Origin of the sequence: Pseudonocardia parietis, from assembly GCF_017876315.1 — a bacterium.
GTDB lineage: Bacteria > Actinomycetota > Actinomycetes > Mycobacteriales > Pseudonocardiaceae > Pseudonocardia > Pseudonocardia parietis.
The window spans coordinates 4,205,131-4,226,215 of the sequence record NZ_JAGINU010000001.1 but is presented as its reverse complement, the minus strand read 5'-3'; the positions used below and the strand labels follow the sequence as shown (position 1 = coordinate 4,226,215).

Genomic DNA, 21,085 nt, shown 5'->3' with positions numbered 1-21,085 from the left:
GCACCGGGTGGCGCGCTCAGACGTCCGGGTCGGGGGCGGCGTCGAGCACCCGGCCCGCCGCGGTGCGCAGTGTCGCGGCCAGGGCCTGCAGGGCGGGCAGCTCGGCGTCGGAGGCTCGGCTCGCGAGCACCAGCGACCGTCCGAGGGCGGGCCGGCAGCGCAGGAACCGCACCCCGTCGGCCGGCCCCACCACCGCCATCCCGGGCACCAGCGCGATCGCCAGGCCGGCGCGGACCATCGCGAGCTGGGTGGCGAAGTCGCCGAACAGGTAGCGCGCGTCGGGCTCGGTCCCGCCGGCACGTAGCAGCTGCTGCAGCGCCTCGTACGGCTCCGTCCCGACCGGGCTCGACGCCCACACCTCGTCGCCGAGCCCGCGCAGCACGACCGGGTCGTGCGCGCCCGCCGGGTGTCCGTCGGGGACGGCGAGCAGCACCGGCTCGGTGACCAGGGTGGTCACCCGCAGGCCGGCCGGGAGCCGCGCAGGCCGCTGCGTCCAGCTCTCCAGCAGGACCGCGTCGAGGTCGCGCGAGCGCAGCGCGGGGAGCAGGTCGACGACCTCCCCGTCGGTGACGGTCGGGACGAGCCGCGGGTGTTCGGCGATGAGCTCGCGCAGCGCGCCGGGGAGCAGCGCCCGCAGGGCACTGGCGACCGAGCCGATCCGCAGCGGGCCGGCGGCGTCGTCGTGCAGCGTCGCCAGATCGCGCTCGGCCTCGGAGACCGCGACGGTGGCGGCCCTCGCGTGCCCGGCCAGGATGTGCCCGGCGGCGGTGAGCCGGATCCCGCGCCCGTCCGGCTCGACCAGCCGGGTGCCGGTCTCCCGCTCCAGCTTGCGCAGCTGCTGGGTGACGGCCGGGCCGGTGATGTGCAGCACCGCGGCGGCCGCGCCGACCGAACCGTGCTCGGCGACGGCGCTGAAGACCCGCAACCTCTCCCAGGTAATCACATAGCTCAGCTTAGCGGTACAGCGCAGAAACATTCATTGGATCTTCTCGGTCGCGACGGGGAGCGTGGTCGTTGTGAACGCACGCGCCACCACCGACCCGAACTCCGCCGGGCTCCTGCTCGCCGGGGCCGCCGTCCTGGCCTGGACCGGCATCCTCGTCGCCCTCGCCGGGACCGACCCGGCGACGGCGTCGTTCTGGCGGTGCGTGCTCGCCCTGCTGGTCCTCGGCCCGTGGGCGCTGGCCGAGCACCGGCGGCTCGGCGGGGTGTCGCTGCCGGTGGCCGGGTGGGCGCTGCTGTCCGGGGTGTTCCTCGGCGCGGACTTCCTGCTCTGGACCCAGGCGGTGCTCGACGCCGGCGCCGGGGTCGCGAACGTGGTGCTCAACGTGCAGGTCCTCGCGCTCCCGCTGATCGCCTGGGCGGTCGTGGGGGAGCGGATGCCGCGCAGGCTGGTGCTCGCCGCGCCGGTGCTGCTCGGCGGGATCGCGCTGGCCGGCGGTGCCCTCGGCGCCGGCGCGGGCGGGCCGGAACCGGTGCGCGGCGCCGTGCTCGGGACGCTGGCCGGTATCGCCTACGCCGGTTTCCTGCACCTCAACCGGTCGTCGTCGCGGCGGCACCCGCGCCACCTGGTCACCCCGGTCACGCTGGCGACCGTCGGGGCCGGGATCACGACCGGCGCCTTCGGGCTGCTCGGCAGCGGGATCGAGGTGGCACTGCCCGCGCAGACCTGGGCGTGGCTGATCGTGCTGGCGCTAGCAGGGCAGGTCGTGTCCTGGGTGTTGATCGGTCGCGGGGCGGCCGGGCTCTCCGCGGGGACCGCGGGAGCGCTGTTGCTGATCCACCCGGTGCTGTCGGTCCTGCTCGGCATGCTGGTGCTCGGTGAGACGCTGACCGCGTGGCAGGCCGCCGGCTGCCTGCTCGTCGTCGCGACCGTCGGGTGGATCACCCGCCCGTCGGGCCGGGGTGCCGGCCGGTGGGGGGCGGCTCCTGCACCGCCACCGCCCGGCCGTGGCCGGTTACAGCTCGATGCGTTCCTGACCGGTGTAGACGTTGCCCGTCGCCCCGCGCAGGAACCCGACGAGCGTCATCCCGGACTCCTCGGCCAGCTCCACCGCCAGCGACGACGGCGCCGACACCGCCGCCAGCATCGGCACCCCCGCCATCACGGCCTTCTGCACGAGCTCGAACGACGCCCGCCCGGACACCATCAGCACCGTGCCGGCAGCGGGGATCCGGCCGTCCATCAGCATCCGGCCCAGCACCTTGTCGACGGCGTTGTGCCGGCCGACGTCCTCCCGTGCGACCAGCAGTTCCCCGTCGTCGTCGAACAGGGCGGCCGCGTGCAGGCCGCCGGTGGAGCCGAACACCTTCTGGCGCTCGCGCAGCCGGTCGGGCAGATCGAGCAGCAGTTCCCGGCGGATGCGGAGCGGGTCGGTGGCCGGGGGGTGCCGGGTCTTGAGCCGGACGGCGTCGAGCGAGGCCTTCCCGCACACCCCGCACGACGATGTCGTGTAGAAGTTCCGCTGGACCGAGACGTCCGGCGGGGCGACGCCGGGCGCCAGGTCGACGTCGAGGACGTTGTAGGTGTTGCGGCCGTCGTCGTCGACCGAGTCGCAGTAGCGGGCCGAGGCGATGTCGTCGCGGGACCCGATGACACCCTCGGTGAGCAGGAACCCGTGCGCGAGCTCGACGTCGTGCCCCGGCGTGCGCATCGTGACCGTCAGCGGCGAACCCGAGACCCGGGTCTCCAGCGGCTCCTCGGCGACGAGCGTGTCCGGACGCGACCGCGTGCTGCCGTCGGAGTTCAACCGCAGCACCGGTCGGCGGACCGTCAGGCGTCCCATGACGTCCCCTCCCTCCGGACCGCGACAGGTGGACCTGCGGCCGGACCACCAGGGTAGGCCCGCCGGGCCGGGCGCCTACGATCACCGCCGTGCGTGGGTACGGGGGGCGCCGCCCCGGCGCCGGGATCGTCCTGGCCGGCGGCCGGTCGTCGCGGATGGGGGCGCCCAAGGCCGATCTCGGCTGGCACGGCGCGCCGCTGCTGACCCGCGCCGTCGCCGTCCTGGGACGGGCGGTGGACGGGCCGGTCGTCGTCGTGCGCGCCCACGGGCAGGCGCTGCCGGCGCTGCCGCCCGGCACCGAGGTGTCCGACGACCCGGTCCCGGGTCTCGGGCCGCTGCCGGCGATCGGGGTCGGGCTGGGCGCCGTCGCGGACCGGGCGGAGGCCGCCGTCGTCGTCTCGACCGACCTGCCGCTGCTGCATCCGGCCTTCGCCGCCCGCGTGCTGGATCTGCTGCGCGGCCACGACGTCGCGCTCCCGGTCGCGCACGGCCACCACCAGCCGCTCGCCGCCGCCTACCGCACCGGGCTGTCCGGCACGATCGCCGAACTGACCGCGGCCGGGCAGGGCAGGCCGCCGTCGCTGTTCGCCCGCGTCGATGTGCACCGGATCCCGGAGGAGTCGCTGCGCTCGGACCCGGTACTGGCCCGGCTCGACCCGCGGCTGGACTCGCTGACCAACGTCAACACCCCCGACGAGTACGCCGCCGCGCTGGCCCGTCCGCTGCCCGCGGTGAGGCTGTACGACGGCGACCGAGCCCGCACCGTGTGGGCGGCGACAGCCGGGCAGCTGGACGTGCCGGTGACGGCGTGCGGGGAGACCGTCGCCCCGCACGGGATCCTCCCGGCCTGGTTCCCGCTCGTCGCCGGGGACGAGGTGGCGGCCGAGCGCTGAGATCATGTGACTCGGGTCTCCGGCTTGCTACGGTGGCGTCGTCGCCAGGATTCACCACCCGGAGGTCGACGATGACCCGCACCACCCGCTCCCGCCGTGGGCTCCGCGCCCGCCACGTCCGGCTCACCGAGCCGCTGGTCCGGGAGAACGGAGTACTGCGTCCCGCCTCGTGGGAGGAGGCCCTGGACCGCGCTGCGGCCGGCTTCCGGGATGTGCCCGGCGAGCGGTTCGGACTGTTCAGCTGCTCCAAGGCCACCAACGAAATGAACTACACCGCGCAGAAGTTCGCTCGGGCGGTGATGGGCAGCAACAACGTCGACAGCTGTAACCGTACTTGACACGCTCCCAGTGTCGTCGGTCTGACGGCTGTGTTCGGTGCCGGCGGCGGCACCTCCGCTTATGTCGAGGCGGAAAACGCCGACCTTCTGATCTTGTGGGGTAGTAATGCCCGCGAGACGCACCCGATCTTCTTCCACCACGTGCTCCAGGGGCTGCGTAAGGGTGCCCGGATGTACTCGGTGGACCCGCGCCACACCTCGACCGCCCATTGGGCGGATGCCTGGCTGGGCCTGGATGTGGGTACCGACATCGCCCTGGCCAATGCGGTGGGGCGGGAGATCATTCATGCCGGTCTGGTGAACCGGTCGTTCGTGGAGCGTTCCACCAGCGGGTTCTCCGACTACGCGGCGTCGGTCGAGCCCTACACCCTGGAACGCGCCGAAGAGATCACCGGTGTCCCGGCCGCCACGATCCGCGAGCTCGCGCACGCCTACGCCCGCGCCGACCGGGCCCAGATCTGCTGGACGCTGGGAATCACCGAGCACCACAACGCGGCGGACTACGTCTTCGCGTTGATCAACCTGGCGTTGCTGACCGGCCACGTCGGCCGCTACGGCTCCGGGCTGGTGCCGCTGCGTGGACAGAACAATGTTCAGGGCGGCGGCGACATGGGGTCGATCCCGTCGAAGCTGCCCGGCGGCTACGACCTGGCCGACGATGTGGCGCGGGCCCGGTTCCAGGCCGTCTACGGCGGTAAGCCGATCCCGCCGGAGAAGGGCATGCACCTGTCGGAGATGTTCGAGGCGATGGAGCGCGGCGACCTGTCGGCGTTGTACTGCATCGGGGAGAACCCGGCGGAGTCGGAGGCCAACGCCGTGCACGCCCGGCACCTGCTGGAGGGGCTGGACTGCCTGGTCGTCCAGGACATCTTCCGGACCGCGACCGCCGAGCTGGCCGACGTCGTGCTGCCCGCGGCGGCGGACTGGTGTGAGTACGAGGGCACCGTCACCAACTCCGAACGACGGGTGCAGCGGGTCCGCAAGGCACTCGACCCACCCGGCGTGGCCCGTCCGGATACGCACATCATCTGCGCGATCGCAGACCGGCTCGGGCACGCGTGGGGTGAGCCGACCGCCGAGCAGGTGTGGGACGAACTGCGATCGGTATCGCTGAACTGGCACCACGGCATGAGCTACGCCCGCCTCGACGCGCTCGGCGGCATCCAGTGGCCGTGCCCGGCCGAGGACCACCCCGGCACCCCGCTGATGCACGCCCGGCTCTGGGCCGACGACCCGGTGGAACGCGGCGATCCCGCCCCGTTCACCCCGGTCGAGCACGTCGCGCCGGTGGACGAGCTGACGGACGAGTTCCCGATCCGGCTCACCACCGTGCGGCTGCTCGACGCCTACAACTCCGGTGTCCAGACCGGCGGCTACGCCTCACCGATGCGCCGCCGCGAGTCGCTGCGGATGGACGCTGCCGACGCCGCCCACATGGGCATCGCCGACGGCGAACGGGTGCGGGTCAGCTCCCGGCGCGGCTCGGTGGAGGCGCCGGTCGCGCTCGACCCGTCGTTGCGGCCGGGTCTGGCGTCGTTCACGCCGCACTTCTCCGAGGAGGTCGACGTGAACGCGCTGACCAACGACGCCTGGGACCCCAAGTCCGGGACCTCGGAGTTCAAGGCGACGGCGGTACGCATCGAGAAGGTCGCCGGGCTACCGGTGGCGGGGGAGTAGCGAATGGATCTGCATCTGTCGACGGCGGAGCCGAGCACAGCCGAGCGCGACGCCGTCGACGCGACCTTCGCGCTGCTCGCACCAGCGGCCGCCGTGCCGGCGGTGGCCGACCGGCCGAACCGGGCGGTACACGCCGGACACGCCGCCCGATCCCACCGCCATCTGCTGCTACCGCTGCTGCACGCCGTGCACGACGCCGAGGGCTGGCTGTCCGAGGGGGCGCTCAACCACGTCGCACGGACGCTGCAGGTCCCGCCGGCGGAAATCTACGGCGTCGCCACCTTCTACGCGATGTTCTCCGTCGAGCCACGGGCGCCGCGGGTGGTGCACGTGTGCGACGACGTCGTGTGCGGGCCCAACGGGGGTGAGGAGATCATCACCGAGCTCACGGCGGCGCTCGGTCCCGAAGGCGGCGCCCGCGACACGAGTGCCGCTCCGGCGTCCCCGTCCGGCACCACGGACGCCCCGCCCGGCGGGGACGGGCCGGTCGGCGCCGACGCCTGCTGGGTGCGCAGCCCCTGTCTGGGCCTGTGCGAGCGGGCCCCGGCCGTGCTGCACCAGCGCGCCGGGGAACCCGACCTCTCGCAGGCCCCGGCGACACCGTCCGCGGTGCTCGACACGGCACGCACGCGCGCCGACACCACCGGCGACCAGGCCGCCGAGGCCGACCGGGCCTTCGCCGACACCACCGTGAGCGCGCCGCAGACCCGGACCGGCGAGCGCCTGCGGCTGCTGCGCCGGGTCGGTGTCGTCGACCCGTCCTCGCTGGACGACTACCGGTTCCGAGGCGGCTATGCGGCTTTGCGGCGGGCGGTGGATCTCGGTCCGTCGCGGGTGATCGCGGAGTTGAAGGATTCGTCGTTGACCGGGCGGGGTGGTGCGGCGTTCCCGACCGGGGTGAAGTGGGAGGGCGTCGCGCAGTCCCCCGAGCGCCCGCACTACCTGGTGTGCAATGCCGACGAGTCCGAACCCGGCACGTTCAAGGACCGGGTGTTGATGGAGGGCGACCCGTTCGGGCTGATCGAGGCGATGACGGTCGCCGGGTTCGTCACCGGCGCCACCGTGGGCTATCTCTACATCCGCGGTGAGTATCCGTTGGCGACCCGCCGGCTGCAGGACGCGATCTCCGCTGCTCGGGCCCGGGGTTATCTGGGCGGCGATGTGATGGGTGAGGGTTTCGCGTTCGACATCGAGCTGCGCCGCGGTGCGGGTGCCTACATTTGTGGTGAGGAGACGGCGCTGCTGGAGTCCCTCGAGGGCTTCCGGGGGGAGCCGCGGAACAAGCCGCCGTTCCCGGCGCAGAAGGGCCTGTTCGGGAAGCCGACGGCGATCAACAACGTGGAGACCCTCTACAACGTCCTGGAGATCCTCGACATCGGTGGCCGGGCGTTCGGTTCCGTCGGCGCAGGCCGCTCGACCGGGTCGAAGTTGTTCTGTGTCTCCGGTGCCGTGGCGACGCCCGGGGTGTACGAGGTGGACTTCGGGACGACGCTGCGCGAGCTGCTGGACCTGGCGGGCGGGGTGCGGGGGACGCTGCGCACCGCCCTGCTCGGTGGGGCGGCCGGCGGGTTCGTGATGCCCGGTGATCTCGATGTCCCGCTCACTCTGGAGGGCGCCCGCGACATCGGCGCGACCCTCGGATCCGGTGTGGTGCTGGTGTTCGACGACCGCGCCGACCTGACCGGGACGTTGCGGCGGATCGCGGCGTTCTTCCGGGACGAGTCCTGCGGGCAGTGTGTGCCGTGCCGGGTCGGCACCGTGCGTCAGGAGGAAGCGCTGGCCCGGCTGGAGCGCAACGCCCCCATCGGGTCCCGGGAGACCGAGATCGCGCTCCTCGACGACCTCGCCCGGGTCATGCGGGACGCGTCGATCTGCGGGCTGGGCCAGACGGCGCCGTCCGCGGTGATGTCGGCGATCGACCTGGGACTGATCGCGTCGCCGAACGGACACCCGTCCACGAACGGCCACGGGGGCGACCGGTGACCCGGCGCCCGCGACCGGCGACGACCGATGCACGACGGAGGGGGCAGCGATGACGACGACCAGCGGCAAGGGCCCGGCGGGTCCGGGCGGCGGTTCGCAGGCCCCCGCCGCCGGTGACGTCGACGGGGCAGCGGAAGCCGATGCCGTCGTGAACGGCGCCGCCGCACCCGGCTCCGAGACGCCGGGCCCCGGCCCCGCGGCCGGGGAGGGCGTCACCGCCCTGCACCCGGCGAACGGAGCCGGCGCGGTCGGTGTGACCGTCGCCGACCCCGCCGGATCGGCACCCGGACCGGCCGAACGCCTCGCCGGGGGGCCGGTGATGCTCGGGCAGATCCGGCGCACCATCTCGGTCACGCTCGACGGCACCGAGGCCCGGGTCCTCGAAGGGTCCACGATCCTCGAGGCGCTGCACCGCGAAGGCACCCCGCAGCAGGCCGACACCCCGACCTTGTGTTGGGCGCCGAACATGGACCCGATCAACGCCTGCCGGGTGTGTGTGGTCGAGGTCGAGGGTGCCCGGACCCTGGCCCCGTCGTGTGCGCGCACCTGCGAGGACGGCATGCAAGTGCGGACCGACACCGACAAGGTCCGCCACAGCCGCCGGATGGTGCTGGAGCTGCTGGCCTCCTCGGCGGACATGAGCGAGGCCAGTGGTGATGTGCAGCGCTGGATGGGCGAGTACGGCGTCGACCCCGAGCGCTACGGCCCACCCGCACCGCCCACCGTGGACGGGGAGCGGGAACGGCGTCACGCCGGGCACCATTCTGCGCCGGATGGTCGGACGCGGGCGACCGTGGAACAGCCCGTCAAGGTCGACAACGACCTGTACGTGCGGGACTACTCGCGGTGCATCATGTGCTACAAGTGCGTCAACGCCTGCGGCACCGACGCCCAGTTCACCTTCGCGATCGCCGCGGCCGGGCGCGGGTTCGACGCCCGCATCGCGACCGAGTACGACGTGGAACTGCCCGACTCGGCCTGTGTGTACTGCGGCAACTGCATCGGGGTCTGCCCGACCGGGGCACTCAAGTCGGTGTCCGAGTACGACAAGCGCGAGGCCGGGAACTGGCGTCCCGAGGAGGAGACCGTCACCACCACGGTCTGCTCGTTCTGCGGGGTCGGCTGCAACCTGGAACTGCACGTGCAGCAGGGCGAGATCGTGAACGTGACCAGCCCGTCGGACCACTCGGTCACCCACGGGCACCTGTGCATCAAGGGCCGGTTCGGCTTCCAGCACGTCCAGAACCTGCCGCAGGGCTGAGCACCGTACCCACGAAGCGGGTCAGCTCCCGCTCGACGTGTGCGGTCACCGGCTCGGCCGGGTCGAAGCTCCACCACAGCAGGATGCCCTGCCAGTAGGTGGCCACGACCTCGCCGAGGCCGGGCCGCCGCGCGTCCAGGCAGGCGTCGAGGACGTCGACCAGCGAGCCGCGCCACGCCGTGCCCCGCCGGCGCACCTCGGGATCGAGGAGGTCCTCGCGCAGCACCAGCAGCGCGTCGGCGTAGCTGTCGATGCCGCCGCCGTACTGCGCGGAGAGCCCGACCAGGAACGCGACCGCGCCGGCGGGGGTGCGCTCCACCCCGGCGCCGAGCTCGGCGGTGCGTCGCTCCAGCCGGTCCCACGCGTGCAGCAGCACCCGGTGCAGCAGGCCGGCCTTGCTTCCGAACCGCTGCACCAGCGTCGCCGGGGCCAGCGAGCTGGCCTCGGCCAGTGCCGCGAACGTGCACGCCTGCGGGCCGCGGGCGTGCAGCACATCGAGGGCGACGTCCAGAACGTCCGTGTCGGAAACCTGCTTGCGGCGAGGCACCCACCCATCGTATATAAACGAATAGACGTTCATAAACGAGGAGGGGTCATGACACTGTCGGATCGGGTCGCACTGGTCGCCGGGGCCACGCGCGGTGCCGGACGGGGCATCGCCGTCGAGCTGGGCGCCGCGGGCGCCGTCGTCTACTGCACCGGCCGCACGACCCGCGCCCAGCGCTCCGAGTACGACCGCGCCGAGACGATCGAGGACACCGCCGACCTGGTCACCGCCGCCGGCGGAACCGGGATCGCGGTCCCCACCGACCATCTCGACCCCGGCGCGGTGGCCACCCTGGTCGACCGCATCGAGGGCGAACACGGCCGGCTCGACGTCCTGGTGAACGACATCTGGGGCGGCGAGCTGATGGTCGAGTGGGAGACCCCCGTCTGGGAGCACGACCTGGCCAACGGACTGCGGACGCTGCGCCTGGCGATCGACACCCACCTGGTCACCGCCCACCACGCGCTGCGGCTGCTCTCCCGCACCCCGGGCGGGCTGGTCGTCGAGGTCACCGACGGCACCGCCGAGTACAACGCGGAGAACTACCGGCTCAACGTGTACTACGACCTCGCCAAGATCGCGCCGATCCGGCTCGCCCGGTCCTGGGCGCACGAGCTGCGTGCGCACGGCGGCACCGCTGTCGCCGTCACCCCGGGCTGGCTACGCTCGGAGATGATGTTGGAGCACTTCGGCGTCACCGAGGACACCTGGCGCGACGCCTGCGAACGCGTACCGCACTTCGCGATCTCCGAGACGCCCCGGTTCGTGGGCCGCGGGATCGCGGCGCTGGCCGCCGACCCGGACCGGCACCGCTGGAACGGCCGGTCCACCTCGTCGGGCGAGCTGGGCCGGGTCTACGCGCTGGACGACCTGGACGGATCCCGCCCGGACGCCTGGCGCTACGTCGTCGAGGTGCAGGACGCGGGCAGACCGGCGGACGTCACCGGGTACCGGTGACCGTGCCGGATCCGGCGGTCCTGCTCGGGGCGACGGCGGCGGTCGCGGCGGGCACCGCGGTGCAGGTCCTGCTCGGGTTCGGCGTGAACCTGCTGCTGGTTCCGGTGGCGCTGCTGCTGTGGCCGGGGCTGGTGCCGGTCCCCGCCATGGTGGTGAACCTGCTGCTCTCCGCGGGGGTGGCGATGCGCTGGCGGGGGTACACCGATCCGGTCGTGACGCGGTGGGCACTGGCCGGATCGGTGCCCGGGCTGGCCGCCGGTGCCTGGCTGCTGGCCGTGCTGGATCCGGCCGCGCTCGGTGTGCTCGGCGCCGCGGCGATCCTCGGCGCGGTGCTGATGACGGCGCGTGGCCCGACGACGGTGCGGGCCGGGCCCGCGGCCTGCGCGGTCGCCGGTGCCGGATCGGCGGTACTGGGGACGACGGCGGCGGTGACCGGCCCGCCGATCGCACTGCTCGTCGCCGGGTCCGACCCCCGCCGGGCCCGCGCCACGGTCGCGGTGACCGGCACGGTCACCGCCCTCGTCGCGCTGGTCGTGCTGCTCGCAGGGCCGCTGCGGTCCTCGGCCACCGACGCGTTCGTCGGCGTGCTGTGGCTGCTGCCCGGGATCGTGATCGGCTGGCTCGGCGGGCACGCGCTCACGCATCGGGTGAGCACGCCGCTGCTCCGGCGGGCCGTGCTGGTGGTGTCCGCGGCCTCGGCGGTGGCGGTACTGGTCCGGGCGGTGACGTGACGCCGGGAGCGGGAAGGGTCGGCGGCGGGAGAGTGCCTCACCTCGCGGCGTCGGCAGTAGGCGCCCCGGAGCCGGCCGCATGCGGATCACCGGTGTGTCCCGGGCCCGGTACGAACCAGGCCGCGATCACGGCGGCGACCGCGAGCCCGGCACAGGTCCCGATGGCGGCGGCGAATCCGGTGGTGAAGGTGGTGGAGGAGGCGTAGCTGCCGACGGCGGTGAAGGCGGCGACGAGGATCGCGACTCCGAACGCACCGCCGAGTTCCTGGGTCGTGTTGTTCACCCCGGAGGCCTTCCCGAGCGCGTCGGGTGCGACGCCGCCCAGGACGGTGTTCTGGACGACCGGGATGGCCATCGACGCGCCGACTCCGCCGACGATCAGCGGCACGACCAGTGTCGCGTAACCCAGATCGGGCGAGGCGATGAGCCCGAGCCAGGCCAGGCCGGCGGCCTGCAGGGCGAGCCCGACCGTCAGCACGAGCCTGTCCCCGAGCCGGTCGGCCAGCATCCCCGCCAGCGGTGCGATCACCAGCAGGGTCGCGGTCCACGGGATCAGCCGGACCCCGGCCTCGAGTGGTGTGTAGCCGAGCCCGATCTGCATGAACTGGGCCAGGAAGAACACCGAGCCGTAGAGCGCGGCGAAGCCCAGGAAGCCGGCGGCGGTACCGGCCGAGAACGCCCGGGACCGGAACAGGCCCAGGGGAAGCATCGGGTGACGGTGGTGACGCTCCCAGCAGATGAAGGCCACGGCCAGCGCGGTTCCGATCACGAGGGCGGCCAGCACACCCGGGCTGGTCCAGCCGGCCTCGTTGCCACGTACCAGCGCCCACACCAGTCCGAACCCTGCGCCGGTGATCAGCAGCAGGCCGCGGGTGTCGATGGCGGTGTCGGGGCCGTGGCTTTCCGGGATCCGCCGGCGCACCAGCGGGATCATCACCGCGGCGATCGGCACGTTGATCCAGAAGATCCACTCCCAGCCCACCGTGTGGGCGAGGATCCCGCCGACCGGAGGTCCGGCGATGGTGGCCAAGCCGGTGACGCCCTCGAAGACCCCGAGGGCCCGCCCACGCCGTTCGGGTGGCACCGCGGTGACCAGCAGCGACACCGCCAGCGGCAGCACCAGCGCGGCCCCGGCGCCCTGCACGGCCCGGGCCGCGATCAGCCAGCCGATGCCGGGTGCCAGGGCGCAGGCCGCCGAGGCGACCGCGAACAGCGCCAACCCGCAGGTGAACATCCGGCGACGGCCGAATCGGTCGCCCAGGGCTGCGCCGGTCATCAGCAGGCAGGCGAAGGCGAGGCCGTAGGCGGTGACCGTCCACTGCAACAGCTCGACCGAGGTGTCCAGGTCGCGGCGGATGGTGCTCAGCGCGGTGGAGACCACCAGCAGATCCAGCGCCACCATCATCGATGCGACCGACGTCAGTGCCACCACCCAGATGGTCGACATCGGCGACGTGGTGTTCATGTGCCCCTCCTTCGGGAATGTTCGCGTGCACCGCTCACCACTCCGTGCAGTCGCGGCAGCTGCAGGCCTCGCGGCGCGGAAGGATGTCGCGGAGACCGGTGAGTTCCAGGGCTCGTTCCAGCGGCGCCGGGATGTGCCGGATCAGTAGCGGCCGGCCGCATCGCCTCGCGATCAGGTGCAGCCGCAGCACGGCAACTGGGCCGGCAGGTCGAACCGAGGAAACAGCGAGGGGTCGACGAAGGAGGTCACTGCCGTGATCTGCTCACCATCCAGGGTGAGTACGTCGATGACCTGGGCGACGTAGGACCCGCCGGCCTCGTCCCACGTGTAGCAGGCGACCGCCGGTTGCCCGTTGGCCCAGGTGGGCAGGTGGCGCCAACGAGCGGTGAACGGTCCCGCGTCGAGAAACCGGCTGATCGCGTCGTGTCCCCGGTACCAGGCGGGCAGGGGTGGCATGGACCAGGTGGCGTCCTCGGCCAGCATCGACACGACCGCGGCGACGTCGGCAGCTTCCAGGGCGCGAACGTATCGCTGCACGATCCGTCGGGTCCCGGCGTCGCCCAGCCTGCGAAGGGTCGTCTGCTGGCTGCGCTCCGGTATCCGTGCCTTGACGGTCGTGCGGGCGTGTTGCAGCGCGCTGTTGACGGCCGTGGTCGTGGTGTCCAGCGCGTCGGCCGCGTCCTGGGCGGAGAAGCCCAGCACGTCGCGCAGGATCAACGCGGCGCGCTGGTTCGGGGGCACGTACTGCAGCGCCGCCACGAACGCCAGCTCCAGGCTCTCCCGCAGCTCGTACCGGCCCGCCGGGCTGGACTGCTCGGCCCCCGGCGCCGCCGAAGGACCGGGACAGGGGCCGATCCAGAACGCTTCTCCGGGCACCTGGTCGACCGCGGGACCCAGATCGACCGGAAGGAAGCGTCGCGAACGGCTCTCGATCAGGTTGAGACACGAGTTCGTCGCGATCCGATACAACCACGTACGCAGCGAGCTGCGACCCTGGAAGCCCGGGAACGCCTGCCAGGCCCGCAGGAGCGCCTCCTGCATCACGTCCTCGGCATCGTGGACCGACGCCAGCATCCGATAGCAATGTGCCTGCAACTCGGATCGATACGGATCGACCAGTGACGCGAACGCCACCTCGTCACCGCTCTGCGCCGCCGCCAGGCTCTCCGGCCGCCGTACGACCCCGACTGTTCGCTCTGCCATGCCCATACAGACAGATGCCGGCGCCGGAAATCATCATCGCTGCCGGATTCGGTCGAGTTTCGTCGCGGGCCCGCCCGTTCAACGCCGGGCACCCGCAGCGAACCGCGTCACCGGATGGGCGGAGCACCGGTGACAGCCGGGCCGCGCACCCGGGTCGCGTACATCCGCTCCTCCTCCTGCCAGCTCTCCCCGCCGTCGGTGGACAGGGAGCCGATCCAGGTGAAGAAATCGGCGGTGATCTCGGAGAAGGTCCAGCGCAGCTGCGGGTCGTCCTCGTCACTGAGCAACTCGATGCCCCAGCCGGTCGGCCGGCCCACGAACCGGCGGACCCGGCCGTTGACCGGTTCGACCCAGGTCGAGCGCCAGGCGCCCAGCACGGGGTCGGGGAACCGGATCGTGGTGCCGTGGAAGGCCAATGGGGCGACGCCGTGCCCGGGCTCGCCGGGTCCGGGGACGATCCAGGTGTCCTGCACGGCGCGCCCACCGAGTACCCAGCCGACGTGCAGCTCGCCGACCGCCTGCCGGTCGGAGCCGTGCCAGTCCAGCCGCCAGGATCCGACGAACCGTCCGAACAGGGCGAGCTCACCGGCCAGGTCGGGGTGCGGCCCGTCGGTGTGCAGTGCCGGAGCGAGGGGATCGGCGGACCGCTGCTGCGCCATGGGTGTGGAGGTTACTGATCCGCGGCGCACGGCGGGGCGGTCGCAGCCTCAGCTTGATCTTTAACCTTGGCTGGTTCGGCTCGTCGCGGCAGTAGCCGCGCGTTTTCCAACGTCTGGACCGTCCTCGCTTTGGTTGACACCGACGTAGGCTGCCGCCGACCGCAGCGGGAGAGGGAGCACCATGCGCGCCCGCCCGCGTGTAGAAGTGCCGACGCTGGTCGGGCTCAGTACGGCGGCCGCGCGCGACGCGGCCCTCGACGCCGGGCTGCTCGCGGTGCTCCAGCATTGCGCCCCTGCCGATCCGAGTGCGGTCGCGGTCACTGCCCAGCACCCGCCAACCCGGACGTCGGCTCCGCCGCGGCGCCCACATCCGGATCTGGGCCGTGCCGACCGGGAAACGGCGGCCACCCCGAAGACCCCGCCGAGACCAAATTCGACCGAATTCTTCCGGACGGTACCGACAACGCCGGAGCGGGCACGCCCGCAGGCCCGGCAGCGGTACTTCTCATGAGGACATGTCGAGGATGGAGCAGGCCGGACCGTCCGCGCCGGGCTGCAGGAACGGCAGGCACGATTCTTGCGCCGCGCCCGCGACGGCCGGCCTGGGAACGCGTCGATGATCGTGTCGACGAGGACCGGGTGGTGGTCGGTGACGGCGTCGGCCGCGCTGGTCGTCGCCGCGGTCGTGCTGACGGGCCCCGACCGCCGCCGGAATCGGCCGTGCCGGGTGGACCCGTTGAGTTGGTGGCGGCCCGCACGGTGACGGTCACGTCGGTAACCGACGACGACACCTTCGACACCTCCGATGGGCAGACCGCGCGGAGGCTCGGGATCGACGCGTGTGAGAGCTCGACGCCGCGGAGCCCTAGCGGGCTTGCCCCGCCGTCGTTTGAAACCGCCGACGAGGTGCAGCCGCAGGCCACCGCCGAGGCACGCCGGTTGTTGGCCGCCCAGGTGGTGACCTGGTCGCCGAGCCGGGGGTGGATACCGACCGGTTCGGCCGGCAGCTGCGGTATGTGCAGTTGCCGACCGGCGCCGACTACGGGCTCACCGGCCTACCTCAAGCGGTTACGCGCGGCCGATGATGGCCGCATCTGCGGCTGACCCCGCGCGTCCGGCTGCGCCAGCGGTGTCTAGCGCTCCATAAGGGCGCATCGGGTGAGGCCTTGAGCTTCGACCGCGGCGAAGCCTGGTCGCCGGAAGCGCTATCTACCAGGCGACGATGCCGGCGGCGTCGACGAACTGTCCGGAGGGTGCACCGGCCGGCAGCGTCGCGGCGGAAATGATTGGCGCAACAGCCTGCTCTGCGGTTAGAGGTGCCTGCTCTCTGCTGATCGGCGTGAGGTTGGTTTGGACAAAGCCGGGACACACTGACGTCACCTTGATGTTGCTCGCAGCCAGTGCCTTGGACAAGGTGATCGTCACGGCGTTGAGCGCGGCCTTCGAGCTCTGGTACGCGGGCACGACCATCTGGAAGTAGGGCGAGTCCGGATTTGTCTGATCGTGCAGGGAGCCCATGGTCGATGAAATGTTGACGATTCGTCCGGCCCTCGACCGGTGGAGCAGCGGAAGAAACTGCTCCGTCACTGCGACCGCCCCGAAGACATTGGTTTGAAATGTACGCTCGAACATCGTCACGCTTGCGAATTCGTGCGGTTGGTTGTCAGTCCATTCCGGGAGCACGCCCGCGTTGTTGACCAGCACGTCGACATGGTCGGTCCACCGAGCGACTTGCGCCGCTGCAGACTTGACGCTTGTCTCCGAGGTGACGTCGAGCTGAACGAACTGAGCCCTCCCGCCTCCGGCACGGAGCTTCTCCGCCGCGTCTTGCGCTGCCCCCTCGTCACGACCACTGACGACGACCAAGTGACCGAGGTGGGCGAGCGCCTGGGCCGTTGCGAAGCCGAGACCGCGGGTCGCGCCCGTGACGATACTGACTGAAGACACTGTGATCGATTCTTTCGTTCGATGGCTCTTTTGACATCGAGTACGCTGTCAGATCTGTGGGCGGGCTTCTGGCGGGAACCGGACGTGGAGTTCTACCTTGGGCATGACTTGGGCATGACAAGGCGTGGGATGGTCGTTCGAGGCTGATAAGCAGCTTCCTGCTCCCAGCTTGATCTTTAACCTCGAGGCGCTGCCGTCGCCGAGTTGATGCAGGTAGTGCGGCGTGTCGGCCGGACATGGGTGCGGCCACCGCTCGATCCTCTTCGGGTACCTCTCACAGAACGCGAAGACGATTACGGTGGCCGCGATGCCCAGTGTGACCATGTCGGTGGCGATGCGTGCCCGGACACCCTGACCGGGTCGGGTGAGCTGAGCCGGTTCCGACGTTGCGGTCGTTGGAGACGAGCTGCTCGGCCAGGATCTCCTCGTCGACGGCCAGGTCCGGGACCACCGGTTTCCGACGAGAACGGATTCTGGGCTTTCACGGGGAGGCTGAACGGCACACCACCGTCCGGGAGCGTCACCGCCGAGAGCCAGTCCAATAGAGCACCAACGTGCGGCGAGGTAAAGCGAGCTGCGTCGACGAGTGCTTCGAGGGCGTGCTGCGCACCTTGGGGCTGACCCCGTCGCGGGTTTCGCCACCTGCGCGTGAACACCAGCCGCCCGGCCAGGGCACCGAAATCTAGCCGGGCCGGGCCCGGGTCCCGCAACCGACGCCGCGCTACCCGCCACGACGTTGGGAAACGCGCGGCTAATGCCGCGACGAGCCGAACCAGCCAAGGCTAAAGATCAAGCTCAGGGCCTGCGCCGCAGCACGTGCAGGTCCACGCCGTGCGGCAGCGGCCGGGTGCGGACCGTCCAGGTGTCCCGGTTGGCCTCGAGCCACCGCGGCGTCTCCGGGCGCCCGGGGTCGGCCAGCCACACCGCGGCCCGGCGGCTGGTCACCCGGGGCAGCAGCACGCTCAGGGCGTCGGCGGCGGCCGCGCCGTAGAGGACGTCGGAGGCCAGCACCAGATCCCAGCGCTGCGCGTCGAGCAGGGGATCGCGCCCGTCGAACGACGCCACCGCGGCGTCGACCTGCAGACCGGACCGCCGGGCGTTCGCGGCGACCCAGGCCACCGCGGCCGGGGACCGGTCGGTCGCGAGCACCGGTACCGCACCGGCCCGTGCGGCGACCAGCGACGGCAACCCGAGCCCGCAGCCGAGCTCCAGCACCCGGCGCCCGGCCAGCCGCCGCGGCCCGGCCTGCTCCAGCGCCGCCGCCAGGGCCCGCGCCGACGGCCACAGTCGCGCCCAGTGCGGTGGGTGCAGCTCCTCCGCCCCCTCGACGCCGGTGACCGGGTCGAACTCCACCGCGTCCGGGTCGGCCGGGCGCAGGATCGTCAGCGGCCCGTGCGGTAGCGCGACCTCCTCGAGCACCGCGGGCCCGGTCGGTCCGGTCGGTCCGGCCGGGCCCGGCCGCCCCGCGGGCCGGCCGGACCGGGCACCGCCGCCGCCGCCGTCATCGCCGCCGCCGTCATCGCCGCCGTCGTCATCGGCGCCGTCGGAGGACGGAACAGCGTCAGACTCCGGCACGGTGCGTCCACCGGCCGCCGACGAGCGTCCCGGCGACCGGCATCTCCCGCAGCGTGACCGGATCGCAGGACGTCGGGTCGGCGTCGGTCAGCACCAGGTCCGCCCGGACACCCTCGGCGACCGCGGCGACCGACCCGGGCACCACCCCGAACGACGCGCCCAGCGCCACGGCCCGGTCGATCTCCTGCTCGGGGTGCCAGCGGTCCCGCCCGTCGGCGGTCCGGTGCACCGCCGCGGCCAGCGCGATCCACGGATCCAGCGGGGCGACCGGGGCGTCCGAGCCCAGCGCGAGCCGGGCGCCCGCGGCGTGCAGCGAGCCGTAGGCGAACGCGCGCTCCGTGCGGCCCGCCCACAGCCGGTCGGCGACGTCGCGGTCGTCCAGGGCGTGCTCGGGCTGCACCGACGCGATCAGGCCGAGCGAGGCGAACCGGGGTACGTCCGCGCCGGTCAGCAGCTGGGCGTGCTCGATCCGCCCGCGCGCCCCGGAGCTCGCGAAGGCGTCCAGCACCAGGGTGTTGGCGTGGTCGCCGATGGCGTGCAGCGCGGCCTCGAGCCCGGCGTCGCGGGCCCGGGCCAGCAGTGGCCGCAGCTCGTCCGGCGGGACCAGCAGCAGCCCGCACGGGTGGTCGATCACCGCGCCGGGCGGGCGGGGGTACGGGTCGTAGCAGTAGGCCGTGCGGGTGTTGAGCGACCCGTCGGTGATCACCTTCAGCGGGCCCGCGGAGAGCAGGCCCCCGGTCGCCTCGACGACGTCGCCGGAGCGCAGCCCGGTCGCGATCATCGCCTCCAGCCGGTCCGGCCACACCGACGCCTCGACCCGGACCCCGGTCGTGCCGGCCTCGATCCGGCGCCGCCAGTCCGGCAGCGACCACGGCGCCTCGAAGTCGACGATCCCGACCACCCCGCGCGCCGACGCGGCCGCCACGGCGTCGGCCACGCAGCCGTCCAGCACGTCGTCGGGCACGTCCTGCAGCGCGACGGTGACCGCGAAGAACTCCGACTCCCGGATCCGGCCGGTCGGGTGCCCACGGTGCCCGAACCGCTCGCAGGCGGCGCTGTTGAGCCAGCCCTGGTGCAGGTCACCGGACACCAGCACGACCGGGACGCCCGCGGACACGTCGTCGAGCAGCGTGCGGTGTGCCTCGTCGGGCCACAGCGCGTCCCGGAACCCGAACCCGACCAGCACCTCGCCCGGCGCGGGCGGGTCGATCGCCAGCCGGTCGGCGACCAGTGCCGCGCAGGCGGCGGCCGAGCGGGCCCCGGACAGGTCGAGGCGGCGGCGGGCCAGCGACCACTGCGCCATGTGCACGTGGTGGTCCCACAGGCCGGGCAGCAGCGCCCGGCCGTCGCACTCGACGATCTCGGCGCCACCGGCGTCGAGACCGGTGCCGATCGCGGCGACCCGGTGCCCGGACAGCAGCACGTCCACCGGCTCGCCGAGGCCGGTGCGGTCCGCAAGGAGGGGACGTACCGAACGCAGCAGCACGGTACCGATGCCGCCTCCGCGGGAGGGAGTACGTCGGCGGGTGCTCATCCCTGGAACGGGCGGTCGCGGCCGGTCCAGCGCTCCTCGTCGCGCCGGTACACCGGGATCGGCCGCTCGGCGACCCGGAAGGTGTAGCGGCCGGCCTCCTCGACCACCTCGCCGTCGGTGGCCAGCATGCTCGGCTCCAGCAGCTCGACGTCGAGGCGCGGCACCTCGCGCTGGTGGTAGACCCGGCTGTGCCCGAGCGCGGACAGGATCAGCGCGAGCACCACCCGCAGCCGGGAGAACCGGACGTCGGCACGGAGCCAGCGGACGTCGAGCAGCCCGGAGTCGAGCGTCGGCCGCCACGCCGGCACGGCGCCGCGCGGGTGGTAGGGGCCGTTCCCGACGAACAGGAACCACACCTTGTACCAGCGGTCCTCGATCCGCACGCTGATCTTCTCCGACCGCTGCAGGACGGTGATCAGCGCGGCCGCGAACGCCGGCCACTTGCCGTAGCGGGGCTGCCACTGCTCGCGCAGCCGCACCAGCTCCGGGTAGGAGCCGATCGAGGCGGTGTTGAGGAAGTACCGGGTCCGGGTGACCGAGACGTCCTCCGGGTCGTCCAGGCGGCCGGGATGCGCCTCGACCAGCGCCAGGTCGACGGCGACGGCCTCACCGGCCTGGGTGGCGTCGACGGCCTCCTGGACGTCGTAGACGCCGACGTCGCGGGCGAAGTGGTTCAGCGTCCCACCCGGGACGACGACCAGCGGCAGCCCGTACCGGTCCGCGACCGCGGCGGCGGTGCCCACCGTCCCGTCCCCGCCCGCGACGCCGACCGCACGCACCCACCGCCCGCGCTGCGCGATCGCGTCCTCCAGCATGTCCTCCACCTTGACCCCGTCCCCGACGACGAGGTGGTGCGCGGCCGGGAGCCGCTCGCGCACCTCGTCGGACACGTCGTGGTCCGGCGGGCCGGAGAACGGGTTCGACACGATCACCAGGCCGTCGCCCTGCGGGAGCGCGTGCACGGTGTCGATCGGGCGGGCCCGGGCCTCGTCGCTGGGCCGCACCGGCCACCAGCGGCGGGTGAGCCGCGCGACGGACGTGCCGACCACCGCACCGGCCAGCACGTCGGAGGTCCAGTGCACACCGACGTGCACCCGCGACCACCCGACGAGCGCGGCCAGCGGCACGACCACCGGGGCGACCTGCCGGTTCTCCATCAGCACGGCGGTCGCGAACGCGGCGGCCGAGGCGGCGTGCCCGGACGGGAACGACGAGGACGACGGCGGGCAGGCCACCGTCCGGTACGCCGGCAGCTCCGCCGCGGCCGGGCGGCGGCGCGGCAGCAGCGGCTTCAGCACCGCGTTGGCGGTGAAGCTGGTCAGCGCGATCGAGGCGACCCCGCGCATCGCCGCGTGCCGCCCCGTACCCCGCCGGACGGCGAGGATCGCCGCGACCGCGAACCAGAGCACGCTGTGATCGGCCGTGTGGGTGAGCCGGCGCAGTGTCGTGTCCACCCGGCTGGGCGGGCGGCCCGCGATGAAGTCGGTGATCGCCTGGTCCACCTGGGAAACGGTGGTGATTCCCCCGTT

The 21,085-nt window shown here is 72.9% G+C and carries 16 protein-coding genes and 1 pseudogene; 7 read left to right on the top strand and 10 right to left on the bottom strand.

The window, feature by feature from the left end:
* Nucleotides 1–16: 16 nt before the first annotated feature.
* On the bottom strand, nt 17–943 hold the full coding sequence (locus JOF36_RS19945) for a LysR family transcriptional regulator (protein ID WP_210029174.1): 927 nt from the start codon (nt 941–943) through the stop codon (nt 17–19).
* Between the two features lie 64 nt (nt 944–1,007).
* Between JOF36_RS19945 and JOF36_RS41405 the strand changes: the two are divergent.
* Nucleotides 1,008–1,826 (top strand): annotated as a pseudogene (locus JOF36_RS41405) (DMT family transporter); the annotation flags it as partial.
* Nucleotides 1,827–1,958: 132 nt separating this feature from the next.
* On the opposite strand, the gene fdhD reads toward JOF36_RS41405, so the two are convergent.
* Complete coding sequence (gene fdhD / locus JOF36_RS19935; protein ID WP_210029172.1) at nt 1,959–2,786, bottom strand: formate dehydrogenase accessory sulfurtransferase FdhD; 828 nt, start codon at nt 2,784–2,786, stop codon at nt 1,959–1,961.
* 89 nt (nt 2,787–2,875) lie between these two features.
* Here fdhD and mobA point away from each other — a divergent pair, with 89 nt between their 5' ends.
* From mobA to JOF36_RS19915, 4 genes are all read left to right on the top strand, one after another.
* Nucleotides 2,876–3,679, top strand: a complete 804-nt coding sequence (gene mobA / locus JOF36_RS19930; protein ID WP_210029170.1) for a molybdenum cofactor guanylyltransferase — start codon at nt 2,876–2,878, stop codon at nt 3,677–3,679.
* A 71-nt stretch (nt 3,680–3,750) separates the two neighbouring features.
* A complete protein-coding gene (locus JOF36_RS19925) occupies nt 3,751–5,694 on the top strand; it encodes a molybdopterin oxidoreductase family protein (RefSeq protein ID WP_210029168.1) in 1,944 nt (647 codons plus the stop codon).
* 3 nt (nt 5,695–5,697) lie between these two features.
* Nucleotides 5,698–7,677 (top strand): NAD(P)H-dependent oxidoreductase subunit E, encoded by a 1,980-nt coding sequence (locus tag JOF36_RS19920; RefSeq protein ID WP_210029158.1) that lies wholly within the window; start codon nt 5,698–5,700, stop codon nt 7,675–7,677.
* A gap of 49 nt (nt 7,678–7,726) precedes the next feature.
* The gene (locus JOF36_RS19915; protein ID WP_245350910.1) at nt 7,727–8,938 is read left to right on the top strand and encodes a 2Fe-2S iron-sulfur cluster-binding protein; all 1,212 of its coding nucleotides are present in this window, start codon (nt 7,727–7,729) and stop codon (nt 8,936–8,938) included.
* Here the strand turns inward: JOF36_RS19915 and JOF36_RS19910 are convergent.
* Entirely contained in the window at nt 8,889–9,485 is a 597-nt protein-coding gene (locus tag JOF36_RS19910; RefSeq protein WP_210029145.1) for a TetR/AcrR family transcriptional regulator, read from the bottom strand. The two genes, JOF36_RS19915 and JOF36_RS19910, sit on opposite strands and share 50 nt — an antisense overlap.
* Before the next feature lie 48 nt (nt 9,486–9,533).
* Between JOF36_RS19910 and JOF36_RS19905 the strand changes: the two genes are divergently transcribed.
* Nucleotides 9,534–10,442, top strand: coding sequence for an SDR family oxidoreductase (locus JOF36_RS19905; protein ID WP_210029143.1), 909 nt, complete (start codon nt 9,534–9,536; stop codon nt 10,440–10,442).
* The gene (locus JOF36_RS19900; protein ID WP_210029141.1) at nt 10,439–11,173 is read left to right on the top strand and encodes a TSUP family transporter; all 735 of its coding nucleotides are present in this window, start codon (nt 10,439–10,441) and stop codon (nt 11,171–11,173) included. The genes JOF36_RS19905 and JOF36_RS19900 overlap by 4 nt, the downstream gene beginning before the upstream one ends.
* Nucleotides 11,174–11,210: 37 nt before the next feature.
* Here the strand turns inward: JOF36_RS19900 and JOF36_RS19895 are convergent, their stop codons facing one another.
* From JOF36_RS19895 to JOF36_RS19865, 7 genes are all read right to left on the bottom strand, one after another.
* Complete coding sequence (locus JOF36_RS19895) at nt 11,211–12,638, bottom strand: MFS transporter (protein ID WP_245350908.1); 1,428 nt, start codon at nt 12,636–12,638, stop codon at nt 11,211–11,213.
* A 171-nt stretch (nt 12,639–12,809) separates the two neighbouring features.
* Entirely contained in the window at nt 12,810–13,841 is a 1,032-nt protein-coding gene (locus tag JOF36_RS19890) for a sigma-70 family RNA polymerase sigma factor (RefSeq protein WP_210029125.1), read from the bottom strand.
* Between the two features lie 107 nt (nt 13,842–13,948).
* Nucleotides 13,949–14,500 (bottom strand): hypothetical protein, encoded by a 552-nt coding sequence (locus JOF36_RS19885; RefSeq protein ID WP_210029124.1) that lies wholly within the window; start codon nt 14,498–14,500, stop codon nt 13,949–13,951.
* Nucleotides 14,501–15,709: 1,209 nt separating this feature from the next.
* Entirely contained in the window at nt 15,710–16,447 is a 738-nt protein-coding gene (locus JOF36_RS19880; RefSeq protein ID WP_210029121.1) for an SDR family NAD(P)-dependent oxidoreductase, read from the bottom strand.
* A gap of 795 nt (nt 16,448–17,242) precedes the next feature.
* Entirely contained in the window at nt 17,243–18,022 is a 780-nt protein-coding gene (locus JOF36_RS40960) for a class I SAM-dependent methyltransferase (protein WP_210029113.1), read from the bottom strand.
* Nucleotides 18,009–19,556, bottom strand: coding sequence for an amidohydrolase (locus JOF36_RS19870; protein ID WP_210029111.1), 1,548 nt, complete (start codon nt 19,554–19,556; stop codon nt 18,009–18,011). The genes JOF36_RS40960 and JOF36_RS19870 overlap by 14 nt, the downstream gene beginning before the upstream one ends.
* Nucleotides 19,553–21,058 carry a bifunctional phosphatase PAP2/diacylglycerol kinase family protein gene (locus JOF36_RS19865; RefSeq protein ID WP_307862479.1) on the bottom strand — a complete coding sequence of 502 codons (1,506 nt, stop codon included), beginning with the start codon at nt 21,056–21,058 and terminating at the stop codon, nt 19,553–19,555. Before JOF36_RS19865 ends, JOF36_RS19870 begins: the two co-directional genes overlap by 4 nt.
* Between the last annotated feature and the right edge of the window lie 27 nt (nt 21,059–21,085).